At 67.7% G+C, this 18043-nt stretch carries 21 protein-coding genes; 8 read left to right on the top strand and 13 right to left on the bottom strand.

The features are described from left to right. Positions 1-10: 10 nt before the first annotated feature. Together D573_RS0100950 and D573_RS0100945 are read left to right on the top strand one after the other, a co-directional pair. Positions 11-712 carry a M15 family metallopeptidase gene (locus D573_RS0100950; RefSeq protein WP_018937331.1) on the top strand — a complete coding sequence of 234 codons (702 nt, stop codon included), beginning with the start codon at positions 11-13 and terminating at the stop codon, positions 710-712. A gap of 94 nt (positions 713-806) precedes the next feature. Then, positions 807-1016, top strand: coding sequence for a hypothetical protein (locus D573_RS0100945; protein WP_018168968.1), 210 nt, complete (start codon positions 807-809; stop codon positions 1014-1016). Positions 1017-1050: 34 nt separating this feature from the next. On the opposite strand, the gene D573_RS0100940 is transcribed toward D573_RS0100945, so the two are convergent. Genes D573_RS0100940 through D573_RS0100930 form a run of 3 tightly spaced genes read right to left on the bottom strand, consistent with a single transcriptional unit; the run spans position 1051 to position 3968 of the window. After that, the gene (locus D573_RS0100940) at positions 1051-2061 is read right to left on the bottom strand and encodes a M14 family metallopeptidase (protein ID WP_018175653.1); all 1011 of its coding nucleotides are present in this window, start codon (positions 2059-2061) and stop codon (positions 1051-1053) included. Positions 2062-2069: 8 nt separating this feature from the next. Continuing rightward, the gene (locus tag D573_RS0100935; protein ID WP_018175652.1) at positions 2070-3509 is read right to left on the bottom strand and encodes a glutamate-cysteine ligase family protein; all 1440 of its coding nucleotides are present in this window, start codon (positions 3507-3509) and stop codon (positions 2070-2072) included. A 3-nt stretch (positions 3510-3512) separates the two neighbouring features. Next, positions 3513-3968, bottom strand: coding sequence for a hypothetical protein (locus D573_RS0100930; RefSeq protein WP_018175651.1), 456 nt, complete (start codon positions 3966-3968; stop codon positions 3513-3515). A gap of 141 nt (positions 3969-4109) precedes the next feature. Between D573_RS0100930 and D573_RS0100925 the strand changes: the two genes are divergently transcribed. Genes D573_RS0100925 through D573_RS0100915 form a run of 3 tightly spaced genes read left to right on the top strand, consistent with a single transcriptional unit; the run spans position 4110 to position 6000 of the window. Continuing rightward, entirely contained in the window at positions 4110-4673 is a 564-nt protein-coding gene (locus D573_RS0100925; protein ID WP_018937329.1) for an RNA polymerase sigma factor, read from the top strand. Further along, a complete protein-coding gene (locus D573_RS0100920; protein ID WP_018175649.1) occupies positions 4663-5490 on the top strand; it encodes a hypothetical protein in 828 nt (275 codons plus the stop codon). The genes D573_RS0100925 and D573_RS0100920 overlap by 11 nt, the downstream gene beginning before the upstream one ends. Before the next feature lie 21 nt (positions 5491-5511). Next, complete coding sequence (locus tag D573_RS0100915) at positions 5512-6000, top strand: DsrE family protein (RefSeq protein WP_018175648.1); 489 nt, start codon at positions 5512-5514, stop codon at positions 5998-6000. 33 nt (positions 6001-6033) lie between these two features. Here the strand turns inward: D573_RS0100915 and murU are convergent, their stop codons facing one another. The 3 genes from murU to D573_RS0100900 are packed head-to-tail and all read right to left on the bottom strand — an operon-like array spanning position 6034 to position 8483. Next, positions 6034-6708, bottom strand: a complete 675-nt coding sequence (murU, locus tag D573_RS0100910; protein WP_018175647.1) for an N-acetylmuramate alpha-1-phosphate uridylyltransferase MurU — start codon at positions 6706-6708, stop codon at positions 6034-6036. Positions 6709-6711: 3 nt separating this feature from the next. Then, on the bottom strand, positions 6712-7707 hold the full coding sequence (locus D573_RS0100905) for an aminoglycoside phosphotransferase family protein (protein ID WP_018175646.1): 996 nt from the start codon (positions 7705-7707) through the stop codon (positions 6712-6714). Further along, positions 7704-8483, bottom strand: a complete 780-nt coding sequence (locus tag D573_RS0100900; protein WP_018175645.1) for a metallophosphoesterase — start codon at positions 8481-8483, stop codon at positions 7704-7706. Before D573_RS0100900 ends, D573_RS0100905 begins: the two co-directional genes overlap by 4 nt. Positions 8484-8646: 163 nt before the next feature. On the opposite strand from D573_RS0100900, the gene dksA reads away from it, so the two are divergent. After that, entirely contained in the window at positions 8647-9072 is a 426-nt protein-coding gene (gene dksA / locus D573_RS0100895; RefSeq protein ID WP_018175644.1) for an RNA polymerase-binding protein DksA, read from the top strand. A 38-nt stretch (positions 9073-9110) separates the two neighbouring features. Here dksA and argA read toward each other — a convergent pair whose 3' ends face one another. The 3 genes from argA to D573_RS0100880 form a co-directional block, all read right to left on the bottom strand. Continuing rightward, positions 9111-10478 carry an amino-acid N-acetyltransferase gene (argA, locus tag D573_RS0100890; RefSeq protein WP_018937328.1) on the bottom strand — a complete coding sequence of 456 codons (1368 nt, stop codon included), beginning with the start codon at positions 10476-10478 and terminating at the stop codon, positions 9111-9113. Between the two features lie 392 nt (positions 10479-10870). Beyond that, a complete protein-coding gene (locus D573_RS0100885) occupies positions 10871-11344 on the bottom strand; it encodes a DUF192 domain-containing protein (protein ID WP_018145193.1) in 474 nt (157 codons plus the stop codon). 2 nt (positions 11345-11346) lie between these two features. Next, entirely contained in the window at positions 11347-11619 is a 273-nt protein-coding gene (locus tag D573_RS0100880) for a heavy-metal-associated domain-containing protein (RefSeq protein ID WP_018937327.1), read from the bottom strand. 81 nt (positions 11620-11700) lie between these two features. Between D573_RS0100880 and ilvD the strand changes: the two genes are divergently transcribed. Both ilvD and radC read left to right on the top strand, forming a co-directional pair. Then, positions 11701-13554, top strand: coding sequence for a dihydroxy-acid dehydratase (ilvD, locus tag D573_RS0100875; RefSeq protein WP_018145195.1), 1854 nt, complete (start codon positions 11701-11703; stop codon positions 13552-13554). Positions 13555-13611: 57 nt separating this feature from the next. Beyond that, entirely contained in the window at positions 13612-14283 is a 672-nt protein-coding gene (radC, locus tag D573_RS14565; RefSeq protein ID WP_018168979.1) for a DNA repair protein RadC, read from the top strand. Positions 14284-14626: 343 nt separating this feature from the next. Here the strand turns inward: radC and bioF are convergent, their stop codons facing one another. Genes bioF through D573_RS0100845 form a run of 4 tightly spaced genes read right to left on the bottom strand, consistent with a single transcriptional unit; the run spans position 14627 to position 18014 of the window. Beyond that, entirely contained in the window at positions 14627-15802 is a 1176-nt protein-coding gene (bioF, locus tag D573_RS0100860) for an 8-amino-7-oxononanoate synthase (protein WP_018937325.1), read from the bottom strand. Then, a complete protein-coding gene (locus D573_RS0100855; protein ID WP_018937324.1) occupies positions 15799-16551 on the bottom strand; it encodes a class I SAM-dependent methyltransferase in 753 nt (250 codons plus the stop codon). The genes bioF and D573_RS0100855 overlap by 4 nt, the downstream gene beginning before the upstream one ends. A gap of 12 nt (positions 16552-16563) precedes the next feature. Next, on the bottom strand, positions 16564-17559 hold the full coding sequence (bioB, locus tag D573_RS0100850) for a biotin synthase BioB (RefSeq protein WP_018937323.1): 996 nt from the start codon (positions 17557-17559) through the stop codon (positions 16564-16566). Continuing rightward, complete coding sequence (locus D573_RS0100845) at positions 17556-18014, bottom strand: hypothetical protein (RefSeq protein ID WP_024327561.1); 459 nt, start codon at positions 18012-18014, stop codon at positions 17556-17558. The genes bioB and D573_RS0100845 overlap by 4 nt, the downstream gene beginning before the upstream one ends. Positions 18015-18043 lie beyond the last annotated feature (29 nt).

Below are 18043 nucleotides of genomic sequence, written 5' to 3'. Positions count from 1 at the left end.
GGTGGGCCGGATGCGCAGCAAGCGGACGAATCTGGCGGGGCTTGGGCTGCTGGTCGCAATGGCGGCAAGTGGGGCCACGGTCGCGGATGATGGGCGCCCGGCAGGGTTTGTTGCGGCGGGTGACGTGGTAACGGACCTGGTCGAGGAGATCCACTACTTTGGCGACGACAACTTCGTGGGCGAACCGATCGATGGTTACGAGGCCCCCGTTTGCATCCTGACGTCCCCGGCCGCCCATGCCCTCGCCCGGGTGCAGGAACGTCTCGCGGCGTTCGGGCTTGGTCTCAAGGTATTCGACTGCTATCGGCCCGCGCGGGCCGTCGCGCACTTCGTGCGCTGGGCGGAGGACCTCGGCGATACCCGCATGCAGGCACAGTATTACCCGGAAGTTGCCAAGGACGAGTTGTTCGAGCATGGCTATATCGCGGCCCGGTCGAGTCACTCGCGTGGCTCGACGGTCGATCTGACCTTGATTGATCGCGATTCCGGCGAGGCTCTGGAGATGGGCACCGGCTTTGACCGGTTCAGTCCGCGCTCCTGGCCCGGGGATGACGGTGTTTCCGCACAGCAGCGGGCCAACCGCATGCTTCTGCAGCGGCTGATGGTAGAGGCGGGCTTCGAGCCCTACGAGCAGGAGTGGTGGCATTTCACCCTGGCGGACGAGCCCTTTCCGGATCACTATTTCGATTTTGTGGTCGGCCGGGGCCAATAGGCGCGCCGGAGGGCTTTATTGCCGCCTGTTCGGGGCTCGGCTAGACTGCGCGCCGGCCGGCCCGGCTCACTGGGACCAACCTCGGATGAACGCCATGAAACGTTACGGAATCCGCATTCGCCTGCCGGAAGGCAGCACCCTTTCCATGCCGCACCTGCTGGGGGCGGACTGGGAATCCTATCGCTGGTATGACAGTGCGCTGGAGCGTGACAAGGCGCTGGCGGACATGCAGCGCGACCTCCCGAATTACCGCAAGGGCGATCACGTTGCCCAGGTTCTCGAGCGCGTCGAACGCGACGCCTGAGCCGGATTCGAATCCGTCGCGAACAGCGGCGGGATCAGAGCGTCAGCGGCTCCATCAGGTAGCACAGGCAGTCCTGGGCGATCACGCGGGTGTCCAGCGTGAGCATGGACGGCATCGCCTGGCGCTTCAGGCGGATCTCCTGACCGGCCCGCTCCAGATATTCCCCGGTCACCTCCGAACCGTCCTCGGCGATCGCGATCAGCGGGTCCTGGGCGTCTGCGTGCACATTCACCAGGCGCGAGCCGGCGGGCAGTAGCTGGAAATTCAGGCCGTCCAGGTCGGGTTCCAGGCGGACGTCGTGCTGCGCGTCCAGTCCGACCTGTAGTCCGGGGCGCACCCGTACCTGGGCCACGGTGTGGAAGATCTCGATGGCGCCCGTCCGCGGCGGCTCCTGGGCGAAGTGGTCCAGGTGTAGCACTGCATCGATCATCTCGCGCGCGTGGTCCACGCCGGCCGCGTCCTCGGGGTGGCCGCATTCCACTGTGACGGCCGGTGCGATACGCGCCAGTGCCATGGAGGCGACCCCGCGCGGCCGGGTGAAGTAGACCACCGTGCGTCCGAACAGCGCGGCCAGATTGAGGAACGGCGCCTCCAGACGGTTGATGCAGGCGTAATGGGGATTGCGCCCGGTGTTGTTGTGCAGGTCGATTGCGGCGAACAGGCCGCGTCCTTCCAGGCGCTGGCAGAGTTCGGCGAAGACGTCGGCCTCGCGCGAGCCGCCCTGCTCGGTCCCCGGCCAGATGCGGTTGAAGTCCGGCTGGTCGTCCAGGTGGCGCTGGTTGAGCGCAGCGGCTTGTGGGTTGCCCACGACCAGGGTCAGCGCGCGCGGCAGCGGGCGCCCGGTGTAGTGGCGCAGGAGTTGCTGCACCGCGTGCAGGCCCACCGGCTCGTTTCCGTGCAGCAGAAGGACCACGGCCACCGCAGGCTCGCGCTGGCCTTCCAGGTGGATTAGCGCCGGCCCGGGCACGCACTGGTGCAGGGTGGCGGGCGTGGCCTCGAGGAAGCCGTCGGGTAGTTCGAAGTATTCGTTGATCGAGAGAGTCACGGGTTTCCTCAAAGTCCCCAGGTGTGAACCGGCGCGCCGGTGTTCTGCCAGCCGCGGTAGGCGTGGACCAGGCCCGGCCAGTCGCGGCCGTGGCGCGCGACCCAGTCGCGTTGCCAGTGCGTGCCGGTCTGGCGGCTGGCGACGCGCGCGGCGATGATGCCAAGAAGGTTGTCGCGTTCGCTACGGTCGATGCCCAGGCGCTCCAGACCTTCGGCCGCCCGGGGGAGCAGCTCCCGCGTGATCAGGCGTGGCGCCGGGACGGGGTCGCGATGGCCCCAGCGCAGGCGGGCGTCCAGCCCGTAGCGGGCGGCATTGTAGAAGTTGTCGCGGGCCTCGGAAAACGGGGTCTCCAGCGTTCCATCGGGCGATTCGGCCACCAGGTACTCGATCAGGCCCAGGGCGAAAGCGGTGTTGGCCAGCATGTCGATCAGCGACGGGCCGGCCGGCAGGCAGCGAAACTCCAGGCGTAGACTGCGTCGGCCATCCGCATCGCAGCCCACGATCGGCCGGTTCCAGCGCCAGATGGTGCCGTTGTGGAAGGCGAGGTGGGCCAGTTGATCGGCCGGCTCGTCGAGGGCCACTGGCAACAGCACCGGAAAGTGCTCGAGGTTCTCGGTGAACAACTCGCCGATGGATGCGTGCAGATAGCCGGTGCCGAAGGTCACGCGGCGGATCGGGCCACGCGCCGAGTTGGCGAACCCGCCGACCTCCACCGATTGCTCGAACAACGGGATGCGGCTCTCGGCCCAGAGGTCGTGGCCGAAGATGTAGGGCGTATTGCCGGCGGCGGCCAGCACCGGTGCCGCAGCCACCAGAGAGGCGTTGTAGGCGCGGTGGGCGACCTCGGGGCGGGTCTCGATATGCACCTGGAAGGAGGTCGCCGCCGCCTCCAGCATCACGTCCGCATGGCGGTGCTGGAGGTGCTCGTGACCGACGATGTCCACCTGCAGCGGGCGCTGGGCGCGTTGTTCCAGGATCGCGCTGTTCAGGGCCCGGTAGCGGGCCTGCTGCGACATGTGGTGGATCCCGAGGTCGTCCGGTTCCAGGGTGGGCAGGCTGCCGGCCATCAGCAGTTCCGCGCCGGCGTGGCGGGCCGCCCGGCGCGCCCGGCGCAGGGTCTCGTTCAACTCGTCGAGGATGGCGCTGAAGCAGCCGGGACCGGCGCGGAAGACGCCGCTGTTCAGTTCGACATTGAACTGCGCCAGTTCCAGGGTGGCCAGCGGGCTGTCCATCGCCGCAAGGAAGGCGTCATTGACCGGTAGCGGTCGCCCCTGGGTGTCGCACAGCCAGGCTTCGATCTCGAAGCCCAGCCGCGGGGGTGGGGCGGGGTCCTCGGGCGGTTGCGTGCGCAGCCAGTCCAGCAGCTGGGCGGTCTCGTCCGCGAGGGCCTGGTGGAAGCGGTTGAAGTCCGCCGCGCCGAAGTGCTCCTCGCGGATCTCGCGGCCCAAGGGTTAGTCCTCGTCCCGGTCGTCGTCCGGTGCGTCGTCATAGAGGCTCTCCAGAAGATCGCCCCAGATCTGTTCGTGGTGCTCGATGAAGGCCAGCAGGCTCTTGCGGAAGGCGAGATAGTCGGCCTCGAAGACTTCGAAGTCCGCCCCGCCATTGAGCAGCTTGGCAGCGCGGTCGGTCTGCTGCAGGCTGTCACGCAGGTTGAGGCTGGCGGCCATCGCACCCTTGACGCGTTCGCGCTCGTGCGGGATCCAGGCGCGGTCCGACAGCATGGAGCGCAGGTTCTCGCCCAGTTCCAGCAGGCGCTTGCGCAGGCGCGGGACGGCGCCGATGGTGCCGGTCTTGAGCTCGCTCCAGACGGCATCGGTGATCAGGCGCGCCCAGCGTTCGCGCAGATCCCGCACGGTATCGGGGTCAAAGGCGAAAGAGCGCTCCAGTTGTTGCGGATCGAATGGCATTGGGTATCCTGATCGACGAAGCCTGGGATGTGCGGCGTCTGCGGTGGAGGGGCCGGAATAGCCTCGCGCCCCGTAGCGTCCTACAGGGTACAAGAACAAGCAAGGCCGCATGTACGGCCTGCGGATGGAGGAATCGACAACATGGCGACCTGGTTCGCGCAGCGCAGGCTGCGTCAGAAGGTGTGCGACCTGCGGCCACAGATGTACCGCATGGCATTCGCGTGGTGTCACGACGCCGCGCTGGCGGATGACCTGGTGCAGGAGGCAATGATGAAGGCCCTGACCCGGCTGAAGTCGTTGCAGGACGAGAACGCCCTGAAGGCCTGGGTGTTCCGCATCATGACCAACTGTTACCGCGACTGGGGCCGGCGGCAGAAGGACACGGTGGATGTGGACAGCATGGAGCTGTCCTGCGAGGACTGCCCGGAGCAGCAGACCGAGCGCAATCGCATGGTCGCGGATGTTCACCGGGCCATGGCCGAACTGAGTACCGATCACCGGCAGGTGGTCGCGCTGGTGGACCTGGAGGGTTTTGCCTACTCCGAGGTCTCGGAGGTGCTGGACGTACCGATCGGCACCGTGATGAGTCGCCTGAGCCGGGCTCGGGCGCGGTTGAAGAAGGTGCTGCTGGAGCAGCAGGCCGACACGGGGACAGCGGCCGATACACCCTATCTCAAGGTAGTGAGGAATCGGCATGTCGAATGAACGACTGAGTGCAAAGAATCGACCCAGCGAGGAGATTCTCAATGCCTTCGTGGACGGCGAGTTCTCGCCGGAGGATCGTCTGTTTACGTTGAAGACGATCGCCTCCAGTGAGCATCTGAGTCGCGAAGTCTGCGACATGCACCAGCTCAAGGAGCTGGTGAACATGGCCTACGAAGACGTCCCGGCCGGGCGCGCGGCCGGCACCACCGGTGGCCGTTGCCGGTTATCGCGTGGTGGACGTTCGGCCTGGTTCCCGTCGGTGGCGGCCGGCGTGCTCGCGCTGGTCGTGGGTTCGCTGGGTGGATACGAGATCACTCGCGATGCCGGTTTCTTCGGGGGCGACCATGCTGCTGCGGCCGGCCAGGAGTCCGGGGCCCTGGCGCAAATGGCTGCCAGCGATAACGCGCCCGGCGGGGCCGCGGCCCCGCAGCAGGTGTTTTCGGCAACCGAAACCGATCAGATTCTGCTGCACATCAACGAGGCGGATACCCGTGCGATGGCCGAGTTGCTGGACGACATCGAGAGCATGTATCGCGAGGCGGCCACGGTCGGGCGCGACCTGAACGTGCAGGTGGTGGTGCACAACAACGCGATGGGCATGCTGCGAACCGACAGCGCACCCTATCCGGAACGCGTCGCGAGCATGGCGGAGGCGTACCCCACGCTGCGCTTTACCGCCTGTGCCCAGACCCTCAACCGCCTGGCGCGCGAGGAAGGCCAGAAGGTGGATATCCTGCCACAGGCTGAACTGATCGATTCCGGCGTCGCCGAGGCGGCCCGCCGTCAGGCGGAAGGCTGGATCTACATCAAGGTCTGATTCGGCACGGCCGGAGTCTCGATGCAAGTCGACCCACAAGTGCTGCGCCCCGGCTGGTTCCTGGCCGGGGCGCTCTTGTTGATGCTGGCGGCAGGCGGCGCGACTGCTGTATTGATGGGCGCCGTCGCCAAGGCGCCGGCGGCCGAAGAGCCGCTGCGGGTGGTCTATCACATCAACACCGACGACCTGGAGCTCCACCTGAACGCCCTGCGCAACCTGCAGAATCACATCGACGGTAGCCCCGATGATGTTTCGCTCAGGATCAAGGTGTTGACTCATGGCAGCGGCATCAGTCTGCTGCAGCACGCCCGTACCGATCCGGACCTGCGCAGTACCGTGAATACCCTTAAGCTGCAGGATGTGCGCTTTTTGGTGTGTGGCAACTCGCTGGAATCGCGCGGGCTCGAACGCAGCGATCTGCATGAGGTATCGGACAGGGACGTGGTTCCCAGTGGCATCGTGGAACTGACCCGCCTGCAACGCTCCGGTTACACCTACATCAAGCCCTGACCGGGGCGGCCGCATCCCCCCTGCGTTGGGTGATCAGCGCCCCCCAAGCTCGGTGTCCAGCGCCGCCAGGCGCTCCGGTGTGCCGATGTCGCGCCAGGCGCCGGTGTAGTGTTCGCCGGTGACCCGGCCGGCCTCGATGGCTTGACGCAGCAAGGGTCCGAGGGCCCGGCGCCCCGGTGGCAGATCACGGAACAGCGCCGGGTCGTACCAGCCGATGCCGCTGAAGGTCAGCAACTCGTTCCCCGCCAGGGCCACCCGCTCCCCGTCCAGGGCGAAATCGCCCTGCGTGTGATGGTCGGGGTTGGCCACCAGTACGAGGTGCGCGAGCGGTCGGTCGGTGGCTGTGTTCATCGTCGCCGGGGGTGTCAGCGGGTGGTCGCACCAGACATCGCCATTGACCACCAGAAACGGCTCCTCCCCCAGAAGGGGAAGGGCCTGGCGGATCCCGCCCGCGGTCTCCAGGGCACCCTCGGGCTCCGGTGAGTAGCGAATGGCGAGGCCCGTCTGGCATTCACCCAGGGTGGCGCGGATCTGTTCGCCCAGATGCGCGAGGTTGATGACTACCTCGCGGTACCCGGCGGTCGCCAGACGATCCAGCGTGTAGCCGATCAGCGGCCGGCCACCGACAGGCAGCAGCGGCTTGGGGCAGTGGTCGGTCAACGGGCGCATGCGTTCGCCGCGCCCGGCGGCCAAGATCATTGCGCGCATGGCTTAATCCTCCCGCATGCGTTCGGGCATGTGGGTTTGGAACCAGCCCGCCACCGGTGCCAGCGCCGGCTGTGACAGCCCCTGCGCCAGGAGTCGATGCAGGCGCGGCAGGTGTTCCAGGTAGCGTGGTTTGGCATCCCGGCGCGCCAGGCGCACGAAGATCCCGAGGATCTTGGTGGTGCGCTGGACGCCGAGGACGCGGTAGTGCTGCATGAAGATCTCGGGGTCCCAGGCCGTTCCCGCGGCATAACGCTTCAATGCCCGCTCCACGGTGGCGGGTGACACCTCGCGCCGGGCGTCTTCCAGCAGCGAGACGACATCGTAGGCGGGGCTGCCGATCACGGCATCCTGGAAATCCAGGACGGCACAATCGCCATGCTCGCCGGGTGGCAGCATCAGGTTGTCCACGTGGAAGTCGCGTAGCACCAGTGTCCCGGGCAGGACGGGCAGGCCTTCCAGCGCCTCCCGCCAGGCTGCGAGAAATCCGTTGCGCAGGGAGGCGCTCATCGGGGTGCCGTGTTGTTCCGGCCAGTACCAGTCGGCAAACAGCGCGGCCTCGTCCAGCAGGCGCGGGGTGTCGTAGGCGGGGACGTCCGGGGCCTTCGCGGCCTGCGCTGGCCAGGCGCGATGCAGCTGGATCAGGGTGTCGATGGCGCGGTCGTACAACGGGCCTTCCGCGGCCCCCTCGGCGAGGGCCCGGGTGAAGGTTCGGTCGCCGAGGTCCTCGAGCAGCACGAAGCCGGTGGCTGGATCGTGCGCAAGGATGCGCGGCGGGCGTAGCCCCAGCGATTCCAGCAGTCGCGCAATCTCCACGAACGGCTCGGTGGCCTCGCGCTCGGGTGGCGCATCCATCAGCACCACCGGTTGGTCGTCGCGGCACAGGCGGAAATAGCGCCGAAAACTGGCATCTGCACGCAGGAGTGCCAGGTCGGTAAACCTGCCCGGCTGGTCCTTCAGCCAGGCCTGGAGCTGCTCGCTGCGGCGATCGTCCGGGATCATGCGCGGGCCTCGGGAAATTCGTCGGATAGACGCTCGACGCGGGTATCGATGCGGCCATCGGCATGCAGTGCCAATACGCGGTAGCCGGCGTGTTCGGTATCCAGCGCGAACTGTTCGGAGCCGGGGGCGAACTGGACGCAGGTGGAGGGGCAGCCCAGCAGTTCGACGCCCTGGCGCTCGGCGCGGAAATCCTGATGGATGTGGCCGAACAGGCAGGCGCGTACGCGCGGGTGGTGATCCAGGATCGCGAACAGGTCGTCGGGATTGGTCAGGCCGATCCGGTCCATCCATGCGCTGCCGACGGGCACGACCGGGTGGTGAACGGCGACCATGCCCCAGTGATCGGGGTGTGCGGTCAGTACTTGATCCAGGCGCGACAACTCGGCCGGCTCGATGCGCCCGGACGCCTGCCCCGCAACCGCCGAATTGATCCCGACCAGCAGCCAGTCGCCGAGCAGCCGGTGGCCGTCCAGGGCGTGTCCGGCGCCCGTGAAGGCGCGGTGCAGCAGGGTCCAGTCATCGTGGTTGCCCGCCAGGCCGGCGAGCGGCCAGCCTTTCACGTGTTCGTCGAGCATTGCGAGGAGTCGCGTGTAGGCCGCCGGATCCGGATCTTCGGCCAGGTCGCCCGTGAGCCATAGCAGGTCCGGCCGGGCCTCGTTCCGGCGCAGGGCCTCGAGCACGCGGGCGAGCTGGCGGTCGCTGTCGGGATAACCCGGTCGAATGGGGCCCGGCTCCCGGCCGAGGTGGGTGTCGCTGATCTGAAGGATGTGCTGCATGCGGCCGGTGTCGTTTTCCGTATGGTGCCGGTTGTGTGCGTTCGGGCGCGCTTTCGCGTTTGCCGCCCGGCAGGGTTATTGCCCTATACTCGATCGGGTGTACCGTGCAATGCGCCGGGGCCCTCCCGCATGGGGCGAGAGGGGGCCTGGCGAGGGGTCCAAGATGAGCCAAGAAGCCAAGACCCGCCCGGATTCCGGGTACCGTCCGTCCGAGGACGAACCCTACATGAATCCGCGTCAACTGGACTACTTTCGCGCCAAGCTCGAGGCCTGGCGTGCCGAGCTGATCGAGGAATCGGAGCAGACTCTGGAGCACCTGCGCAGCGAGAGCTGGCAGGAGCCGGACCCGAATGACCGCGCCAGCCACGAGACCGATGCCGGCCTGGAGCTGCGAACCCGGGATCGGTACCGCAAGCTCCTGAACAAGATTGACGCGGCGCTGGCGCGCATCGAGCAGGGCGAATACGGCTATTGCGAGGAGACCGGTGAACCGATCGGCATCGCCCGGCTGGAGGCGCGCCCCATTGCCACCCTGAGCGTGGCGGCCCAGGAGGCCCACGAGCGCGAAGAGGATCGCTACGCGCAATAGCCGCCGAGAACGAACCCCGCGCCGCTCAGGGTGTGGGGTTATGCGTCCGTCAGGGTTCGGGTAAACACCCGCGAGTTGCGCGCCTGGTTGTAGCGGGTCTGCCGGCTGACGGGCAGATCGTCCACCTTGCCTGGCGTGTAACCGCGTTCCTGGAACCACTGGGCGGTGCGTGTGGTGAGCACGAATACCCGCCGGATTCCCTGTTCCTGCGCCAGGTGTTCCATCGCCTGCAGCAAACGGTCGCCGCGGCCGCTCCCGCGGTAATCCGCGTGCAGGGCCAGGCAGGCGATCTCCGCGGCATCCGCCTCGAACGGGTAGAGTGCGGCGGTCCCGATGATCAGGCCGTCGGCCTCCAGCACCTGGAAGCGGTCGATCTCCAGCTCCAGGTGCTCCCGCGCGCGATGCACCAGGATGCCCTCGGCCTCCAGCGGTTCCAGTAGTGCATGGATGCCGCCGACATCGTCGAGCGTGGCCGGGCGCAGCCGTTCCAGTGGCTCGCGCGAGACCAGTGTGCCGATTCCCAGACGTGTGAACAGCTCGGTCAGGAGCCCACCGTCGTCCCGACGGTCGATCAGGTGCACCCGGATCTCGCGCTGGCGACAGGCGTCGAGCGCGCTCTTCAGATGGTTGGCCAGTTCCTGCGGCAGGTCGGTGGCGGTCTCCAGCAGCTTCTGGGCGGCCGGCACGGTGAGCTGATCCAGCACGCCGTGTTCGGGATCACGCAACACCCCGGCCTCGGTGAGAAAGATCAGCTTGTCGGCATTCAGCGCGATCGCGACCTGGGTGGCGACATCCTCGCCGGAGAGGTTGAACACCTCGCCGGTGGGGGAATAGCCGAGCGGGGAGACCAGGGCCACCTGCTCGCGGTCCAGCAGGGCCGCGAGTGCGGTGGTGTCCACCCCGCGCACCTCGCCAGTGTAGTGGAAGTCCACGCCGTCGCGCACGCCCAATGGCCGTGCGGTGACGAAGTTGCCACTGGCCACGCGCAGGCGTGCGTTGCCGGTACCCGGCTGGCCGAGGCTGCGCGAGAGCAGGCCCTCGATCTGCAGGCGCAGCCGACCGACCGCATCCAGCACGGCTTCCAGCGCTGCGCCATCCGTTACGCGCAACCCGTTGGCGTAGGCCGGGGTCAGTCCGCGCTCGCTCATCCGGGCCTCGATTTGCGGGCGCGCCCCGTAGACCAGAACGACCCGGATACCCAGGGCATTGAGTTTGGCGATATCGCGCATCAGTGCCGGAAACTCCGGCGCCTGGGCGGCCTCGCCTGCGAGCGCGATCACCATGGTGCGCCCGCGGTGGGCGGCGATGTACGGCACCGCATCACGGAACCAGGCGAGCTCCCCGGGCTGCGGGGCTCGGCGCGAGGGCGCGTGATTGCGGGCGGCTGGGTTGGATGTGGCGGTCACGGGCGTGTCCGTTTCCTGATGATGTCCTTGAGCAGACAGTCTAGGGAATCACGGATCAATGTACACGTGGGATCAGTCAGGCCTGCTGGCCCGATCCTGCGGGAAGGGGTGTTAGGAAAACACTGATTAATGTACACCCTCGCGCTCGAGTCGCTTTTGCGCGCGAACAAGGCGCGGTGACTGCCGTGCAGTCATTCTGCACAAGGGAGCCGCAACGCCGTGCGCGCGCAAAAGCGACTCGAGCCCCTTCGTTATATTGTGGGGTTGGCACTCCAGGTTCCCCGATCCTGCGTTGCGCCGCTTGCGGGTAGAACCACTACCCGCTGCACGCCGCGCCTTGTCTCGGAAAACCTGGGGTGCCAACGCGAGTGTGTACATTGATCAGTGTTTCCCTAGTCGGTCTCGCCCACGAGGCGTTCGAGGTCCGGGACGGAGGCGCCGGGCGCGATGCCGTGCTCCTTGAACCACCCGGCATTGACCTCCAGGGCGTAGCGCACCGGCCGTTTCGCCTCGTGTATGCGGGTGGAGTGGGGCGTCATGCTGGCGATGTTGGTAATGGTGAAGTCGGCATCGATGAAGGCCACGTCCAGCGGGATGCGGGTGTTCTGCATCCACATGCCGTAGTGCGCCGGTCGTGGCCAGATGAACAGCATGCCGTGGTCGGCGGGCAGGTGGTCGCGGTGCATCAGCCCGATCCGGCGGCTACGGTCGGTCGCGGCGATCTCGATCGTCAGGGCTTGTTCGCCGAGTTGCAGTTCGGCGGTCGGCAGCCCACTTTCGGCCTGCGCCAGCCCCGTGCCCAGGACGAACAGCAGCACCAGCCCGACAAGGCCGGGCTGCGCGCGCCCCCGCGACGTATTGATCAAGCCTATTCGCCGCTCATGCGCCCCACGGCGCAGCTGGCAAACGACTTTGCCTTGGCGCTGGCGGAGCGCAGGCCGGAGACCGAACCGACCTCGGGGTAGCCCATGCTGGCGAGCTTGGCGGCGACCGCCTCGCGGGCGCTGTCGGGCGCCTCGATATCAACCGCACTGCCTTCCACGTCCACCTCGGCGTCGGTGACGCCCTCGACCTGCAGCAGGCCCTTGCGGATGGAGCTGGCGCAGCCGCCACACTTGATGTTCTCGACTTCGATTTTCATTGCAGGTGCTCCGGGGTACTGGGGTTTGTACGACTCATTATGTACGATCTGCGTTCACCGTAATCGTTCACGAGAATATACATGCCCGCCTATCGTTCCCGCACCACTACCCACGGCCGCAACATGGCGGGTGCCCGCGCCCTGTGGCGCGCCACCGGCATGAAGGATGGCGACTTCGGCAAGCCGATCATCGCCATTGCCAACTCCTTCACCCAGTTCGTGCCCGGGCACGTGCATCTGAAGGACCTGGGCCAGCTGGTGGCCGGCGAGGTGGAAAAGGCCGGCGGCGTGGCCAAGGAGTTCAACACCATCGCGGTGGACGACGGGATCGCGATGGGCCACGGCGGGATGCTCTATTCGCTGCCCTCGCGCGAGATCATCGCCGACTCGGTCGAGTACATGGTCAACGCACACTGCGCCGATGCCCTGGTCTGCATCTCCAACTGCGACAAGATCACCCCTGGCATGCTGATGGCCGCGATGCGCCTGAACATCCCGGTGGTGTTCGTCTCCGGCGGTCCGATGGAGGCCGGCAAGGTGCAGGCCCCGGGCAGCGACAAGGTGATCCACCTGGACCTGGTGGACGCGATGGTCAAGGCCGCCGACTCCAGTGCCAGTGATGAAGAAGTGGAGGCCATCGAGCGCTCCGCCTGCCCCACCTGCGGCTCCTGCTCCGGCATGTTCACCGCCAATTCGATGAACTGCCTGACCGAGGCGCTGGGGCTGTCGCTGCCGGGCAACGGCTCGCTGCTGGCCACCCACGCCGGGCGCAAGAGCCTGTTCGAGCAGGCCGGCCGGCGCGTGGTCGAACTGGCCAAGCGTTACTACGAGCAGGACGATGCATCCGCGCTGCCGCGTTCCATCGCCACCTTCGAGGCGTTCGAGAACGCGATGAGCCTGGATATCGCGATGGGCGGCTCCACCAACACCGTGCTGCACCTGCTGGCGGCCGCGCGCGAGGGCGAGGTCGACTTCACCATGGCCGACATTGACCGCCTGTCGCGCAAGGTGCCGAACCTGTGCAAGGTCGCCCCGGCCACCCAGCTCTACCACATGGAGGACGTCCACCGCGCCGGTGGCGTGGTCGGCATCCTCGCGGAGCTGGATCGCGGCGGGCTGCTCCACCGCGACATTCCCACCGTGCACGCCGACACCATGGGCCAGGCCCTGGAACAGTGGGACGTGATGCGCCACGCCGCCGAGGCCGAGACGCTTTACCAGGCCGCCCCGGGCGGCGTGCCTACCCAGGTCGCGTTCAGCCAGGACAAGACCTGGGACAGCCTGGACATCGACCGCGAGAACGGCTGCATCCGCGACATCGAGCATGCCTACTCGAAGGACGGTGGCCTGGCCGTGCTCTACGGCAACATGGCCCCGGATGGCTGCATCGTGAAGACTGCCGGGGTGGACGACAGCATCCTGAAATTCTCGGGTCCGGCCCGTGTCTTCGAGAGCCAGGACGCGACGGTGGAGGCCATTCTTGGTGACCAGATCCAGGCGGGCGACGTGGTGATCATCCGCTACGAGGGCCCCAAGGGGGGCCCGGGCATGCAGGAAATGCTCTACCCGACGTCGTATCTCAAGTCCAAGGGCCTGGGCAAGGAATGTGCGCTGGTCACCGACGGGCGCTTCTCCGGCGGCACCTCCGGGCTGTCGATCGGTCACGTCTCGCCGGAGGCGGCGCAGGGTGGTGCGATCGGCCTGATCGAGGAAGGCGACACCATCGTGATCGACATCCCCGGTCGCGAGATCCGCATCGACGTCGACGACGCCACGCTGGCCGCACGGCGCGAGGCCATGGAGGCCCGTGGCGCGAAGGCCTGGAAGCCCGAGTCGCGGGAGCGGGCCGTCACCCAGGCCTTGCGCGCCTACGCCCTGATGACGACCTCCGCCGCCTACGGCGCGGTGCGCGACATCTCCCGCTTCGAGGACTAGCCCAGGGCCCAAACCGAAACAAGCGAACGCATGTAACGCAACCACAGGGAGGTGGTGATGGCGATTACCGACTGGCCCGCGGCCGAGCGCCCGAGGGAGAGGCTGATCGAACGCGGCGCGGCCGCGCTTTCGGATGCGGAGTTGCTGGCAATCTTTCTGCGCACCGGCGTGGCCGGCAAGAGCGCGGTGGATGTCGCGCGGGACCTGCTCAGCCGCTTCGGCGGGCTGCGGCCTTTATTACAGGCGGATCAGGCGGGGTTTTGCGCCGCCCCGGGGCTGGGGGATGCCAAGTACGCCCAGCTCCAGGCCGTGCTGGAGATGGGGCGCCGCCACCTGGCGGCCGATCTGGAGCGCGGCGATGCACTGACCTCGCCCGCGACCACCCGGCAGTTCCTGGCGGCGCGTCTGCGCGACTATCCCTTCGAGGTCTTCGGCGTGCTGTTCCTCGATAACCGCCACCGCGTGATCGCCTTTGAGGAGCTCTTTCGCGGCACCATCGACGGTGCCTCCGTGCACCCGCGCGAGGTTGTGCGGCGCGCGCTGCACCACAACGCGGCGGCTGTGATCCTGGCCCATAACCACCCCTCGGGCGTGGCCGAGCCGTCGCGTTCGGATGTCGCCATCACCCGCCGCCTGACCGACGCCCTGGGGCTGGTCGACATCCGCGTCCTCGATCACGTGATCGTCGCCGACGAGGCCGTCTCCCTCGCCGAACGCGGCGAGCTGTAGGGGGAGGCTGACCCAGTCGCACGTCTGCGTTGCAATGCGGTGAGACGACCAAGTCGTCATTGCGAGGAGCCGAAGGCGACGAAGCAATCTGCCGGGGAAGGCAATCTGCCAATATTCTGCCCGGGGGCATCCGGATGGCGATTGCTTCGTCGCTTTACTCCTCGCAATGACGGTTGGTGGATAGTCTGCAACTGGGTCTATCCGCGGATGTCCCTGTGGCCGGGTTCGTCTGGGCAGGTAGTGCCGGTGTGGCTCTGGCCGTCGATGGTCATCTCGAAGCTGCAGCTGCAGCTGCAGCTGCCGTTGTCGAGGTCGCGGTTGCGGCGTTTGCGCAGAGTCACGTCTAGGTCTGATCGAGGGCGCGTTCCAGTGCCTGCAGCAGTGCGTCGACCTGCGTTTGGGTGTGGGCGGCGGACAGGGTGATGCGCAGGCGGGCCTCGCCTTCCGGGACGGTCGGGGGGCGGATCGCGGGGACCAGGAAGCCGGCCTCGAACAGTCGCTCGGCGACGGCGCTCGCGCGAGTGGCGGTGCCCAGGGTGACAGGCTGGATGGGTGTGAGGGGCGGTGGGTGTGGCAGGCCGAGGCGATCCAGCCCGTCGCCCAAGCGTCGCAACAGGTTCTGCAGGTGCGCGCGGCGGTCGTGGGCGGACGCGGCGATATGCACCGAGGCCAGGGTGGCGGCGGCCAGGGCGGCCGGCATCGCGGTGGTGTAGATGTAGGGGCGCGCGGTCTGGATCAGGGTCTCGATCAGCCGTTCGGAGCCGGCCACGAAGGCCCCGGCGGTGCCGAAGCCCTTGCCCAGGGTGCCCATCAGGATCGGTACGTCGTCGCTGCCGAGACCGAAGTGCTGGCAGGTGCCGCCGCCGGTGTCGCCCAGCACCGACAGGCCGTGGGCGTCGTCCACCATCAGCCAGGCATTGTATGCGCGCGCCAGGGCGGCGAGTTCCGGAAGCGGGGCGATATCGCCGTCCATGGAGAACACGCCGTCGGTGACGATCAGGCGCTGGCCGGTCGCGGGCGCCTTCTCCAGGCGCTCGCGCAGGTGTTCGGGCTCGGCGTGGCGGTAGCGCTGGCTGCGCGCGCCCGACAGGCGCACGGCGTCGATCAGCGAGGCGTGGTTCAGGCGGTCCTCGAAGACGGTGTCGTGGCGCCCGACCAGGGCCTGGACCAGGGCCAGGTTGGCCATGTAGCCGGTGGAGAAGACGAGTGCCCGAGCGCGCCCGGTGAAGTGGGCCAGGGCTTGTTCCAGCTCGTCGTGGGCGCGGGTGTGGCCGTTGATCAGGTGGGCCGAACCCGCGCCGACGCCGTATTGATCCAGCGCCTTGCGGGCGGCGGTGGCGACCGCCGGGTCACCGGCTAGGCCCAGGTAGTCGTTCGAGCAGAAGGCAATCACGCGGTGGCCGTCGATGATCTGTTCGGGCCGCTGTGGGCCGCCGAGGATGCGGGTGCGGCGCCATAGCCCGGCGTCGCGCACAGTGCTCAGGCGTTGCTCCAGGTAGTGATCGAGTGAGTCGCTCATGGGCGCAGGCCCGCGCGCAGGAAGATCGGCCAGTGCACCCGTGCCGGCATGCTCGGGTTGGACCACAGTGCTTGCAGGGCCGGCGCTAGCGCGGCCAGCGGGTCCTGGCCGGCGGCGCGGGCGCGGCGGATCGCGGACCAGGTACCGAGATAGCCCAGCAGGGAGGCGCGATCCCATTCGCGCGTGATGCGAAACTCGGGCGCCTCGATCTCGGGCCAGGGAAACGGCAGGTCGCGGTAGTGGTTGCGGATGTGCTGGCGCTCTTCCGGCCACCAGGGGGCCAAGGTGGCATCGTGAAAGTCGATCAGCAGGCGGTCCAGTGCCGGGTCCTCGGCCCGCAGCACGCCGTAGCCCCAGATCGCCAGGAGTCCGCCCGGGCGCAGGACGCGGGCGACCTCGTCGTGGAACTCGGGGTGGCGGAACCAGTGCGCGGCCTGGGCCACACAGGCGAGGTCGACCGAGCCATCGGCCAGGGCACAGGCCTCGGCGGCACAGGCGACACGGTCGATCCCGGTATTTTCGGGCAGGGTGGTCAGCAGTGCCGGGGCAGCATCCGTCGCGATGACCTGCGGAAAATGCGGTGCCAGACCCCGCGCGGCCTGACCGTTGCCGCTGGCACAGTCCCACGCGCGCTCGTGCCGCGGGGTACGCGCCGCCAGCCAGTCAAACAGCTCGGCGGGGTAGTCCGGGCGATGGCGGGCGTAGTCGGTAGCCACCGCCGAGAAATGGTCGGGGAAGCCGCCGCTCACCGCCGGTCTGGCTCAGGCCGACGCGGACGCCGGCTGGTCCGATTGCGCGGGGGATTCCGGGCCAGTCTCCGGGCGCAGGCCCAGGCGCTCGAACAGTGCCAGGTCGTGGTTCTCGCCGGGGTTTGGCGTGGTCAGCAGGGTGTCGCCATAGAACAGCGAGTTGGCACCGGCGAGGAAGCACAGGGCCTGCATCTCGTCGGACATCTCGGTGCGCCCGGCGGACAGGCGCACGTAGGAGGCCGGCATCAGGATGCGGGTGGCCGCGATGGTACGCACGAACTCCAGCGGGTCCAGGTGCTCGATGCCGTGCAGTGGCGTGCCCTCGACCTGGATCAGCTGGTTGATCGGCACCGACTCCGGGTGTTTTGGCAGGTTCGCCATCTGCTGCAGAAGGCGCGCGCGATCGCGGCGCGACTCGCCCATGCCGAGGATGCCGCCGCAGCAGACGTTCATGCCTGCCTCGCGTACGTGCTCCAGGGTCTCGAGGCGATCGTCGTAGGTGCGCGTCGAGATGATGTGACCGTAGAACTCCGGCGAGGTGTCGAGGTTGTGGTTGTAGTAGTCCAGTCCCGCCTCGGACAGGCGTTTGGCCTGCTCGGCCTTCAGCATGCCGAGGGTCATGCAGGTCTCGAGGCCCTCGTCCTTCACCGCGCGGACCATCTCGATCACGCGCTCCAGGTTCTTGTCGGTGGGGTTGCGCCAGGCCGCGCCCATGCAGAAGCGGGTCGCGCCCTGGGCGCGGGCGTTGCGGGCCGCCTCCAGCACCTCGTCCAGCGGCAGCAGGCGTTCGCGCTCGATCTCGACCTCGTGGTGCGCGCTTTGCGGGCAGTAGGCGCAGTCCTCGGGGCAGGCCCCGGTCTTGATCGACAGCAGCGTGCTCACCTGGACCGCGTTCGGGTCGAAGTGCTCGCGGTGGACGGTCTGCGCGCGGAAGATCAGGTCATTCAGCGGCAGGTCGAGCAGGGCCTCGACCTCATCTGTGTTCCAGTCGTGGCGGGGCGTGCTCATAGATGATGTTCCTTGTCGGCTTCGGCGGGGATCTCGACGTCCGTCCAGGGCTCGCGATAGATATTGAACAGGGCGTAGATCGTCCACGGCAGCAGGATGGCCGCGGCGATTGCCCAGTAGGCGCGGTAGTAGTTCAGATCCGGCGGAAAGAAGGTGGCGACCCCGATCAACAGGCCCATCAGGGCGTAGTAGCGATAGGCGGCCCACTGCGTGAAGTGGCCGACGCGGGGATCGGGGTGGTGCTTGTTCAGGGCGTAGACCAGCATCGAGCCGCCAAACCACAGTACCAGCGGCACGATGCCCATGATCGCGGCGATGATGAAACCGACCCCGACGCCCTCGCTGCTCACCAGGAACAGCGGGATGCCGGCAATCGACACGCTGATCAGGTTGCCGATATCGAACATCGACGCGGCGCGCCGCGAGCTGCGTCCGGAGACGGTCCTGGTGGCCATGGTCTACCCTGCATGCAAAAAGCAGAGCA

The organism is Thioalkalivibrio sp. AKL9 (assembly GCF_000377825.1).
GTDB lineage: Bacteria > Pseudomonadota > Gammaproteobacteria > Ectothiorhodospirales > Ectothiorhodospiraceae > Thioalkalivibrio > Thioalkalivibrio versutus.
Note: the sequence above shows the minus strand (reverse complement) of the source record. Positions and strands in the feature narration are given on the sequence as shown.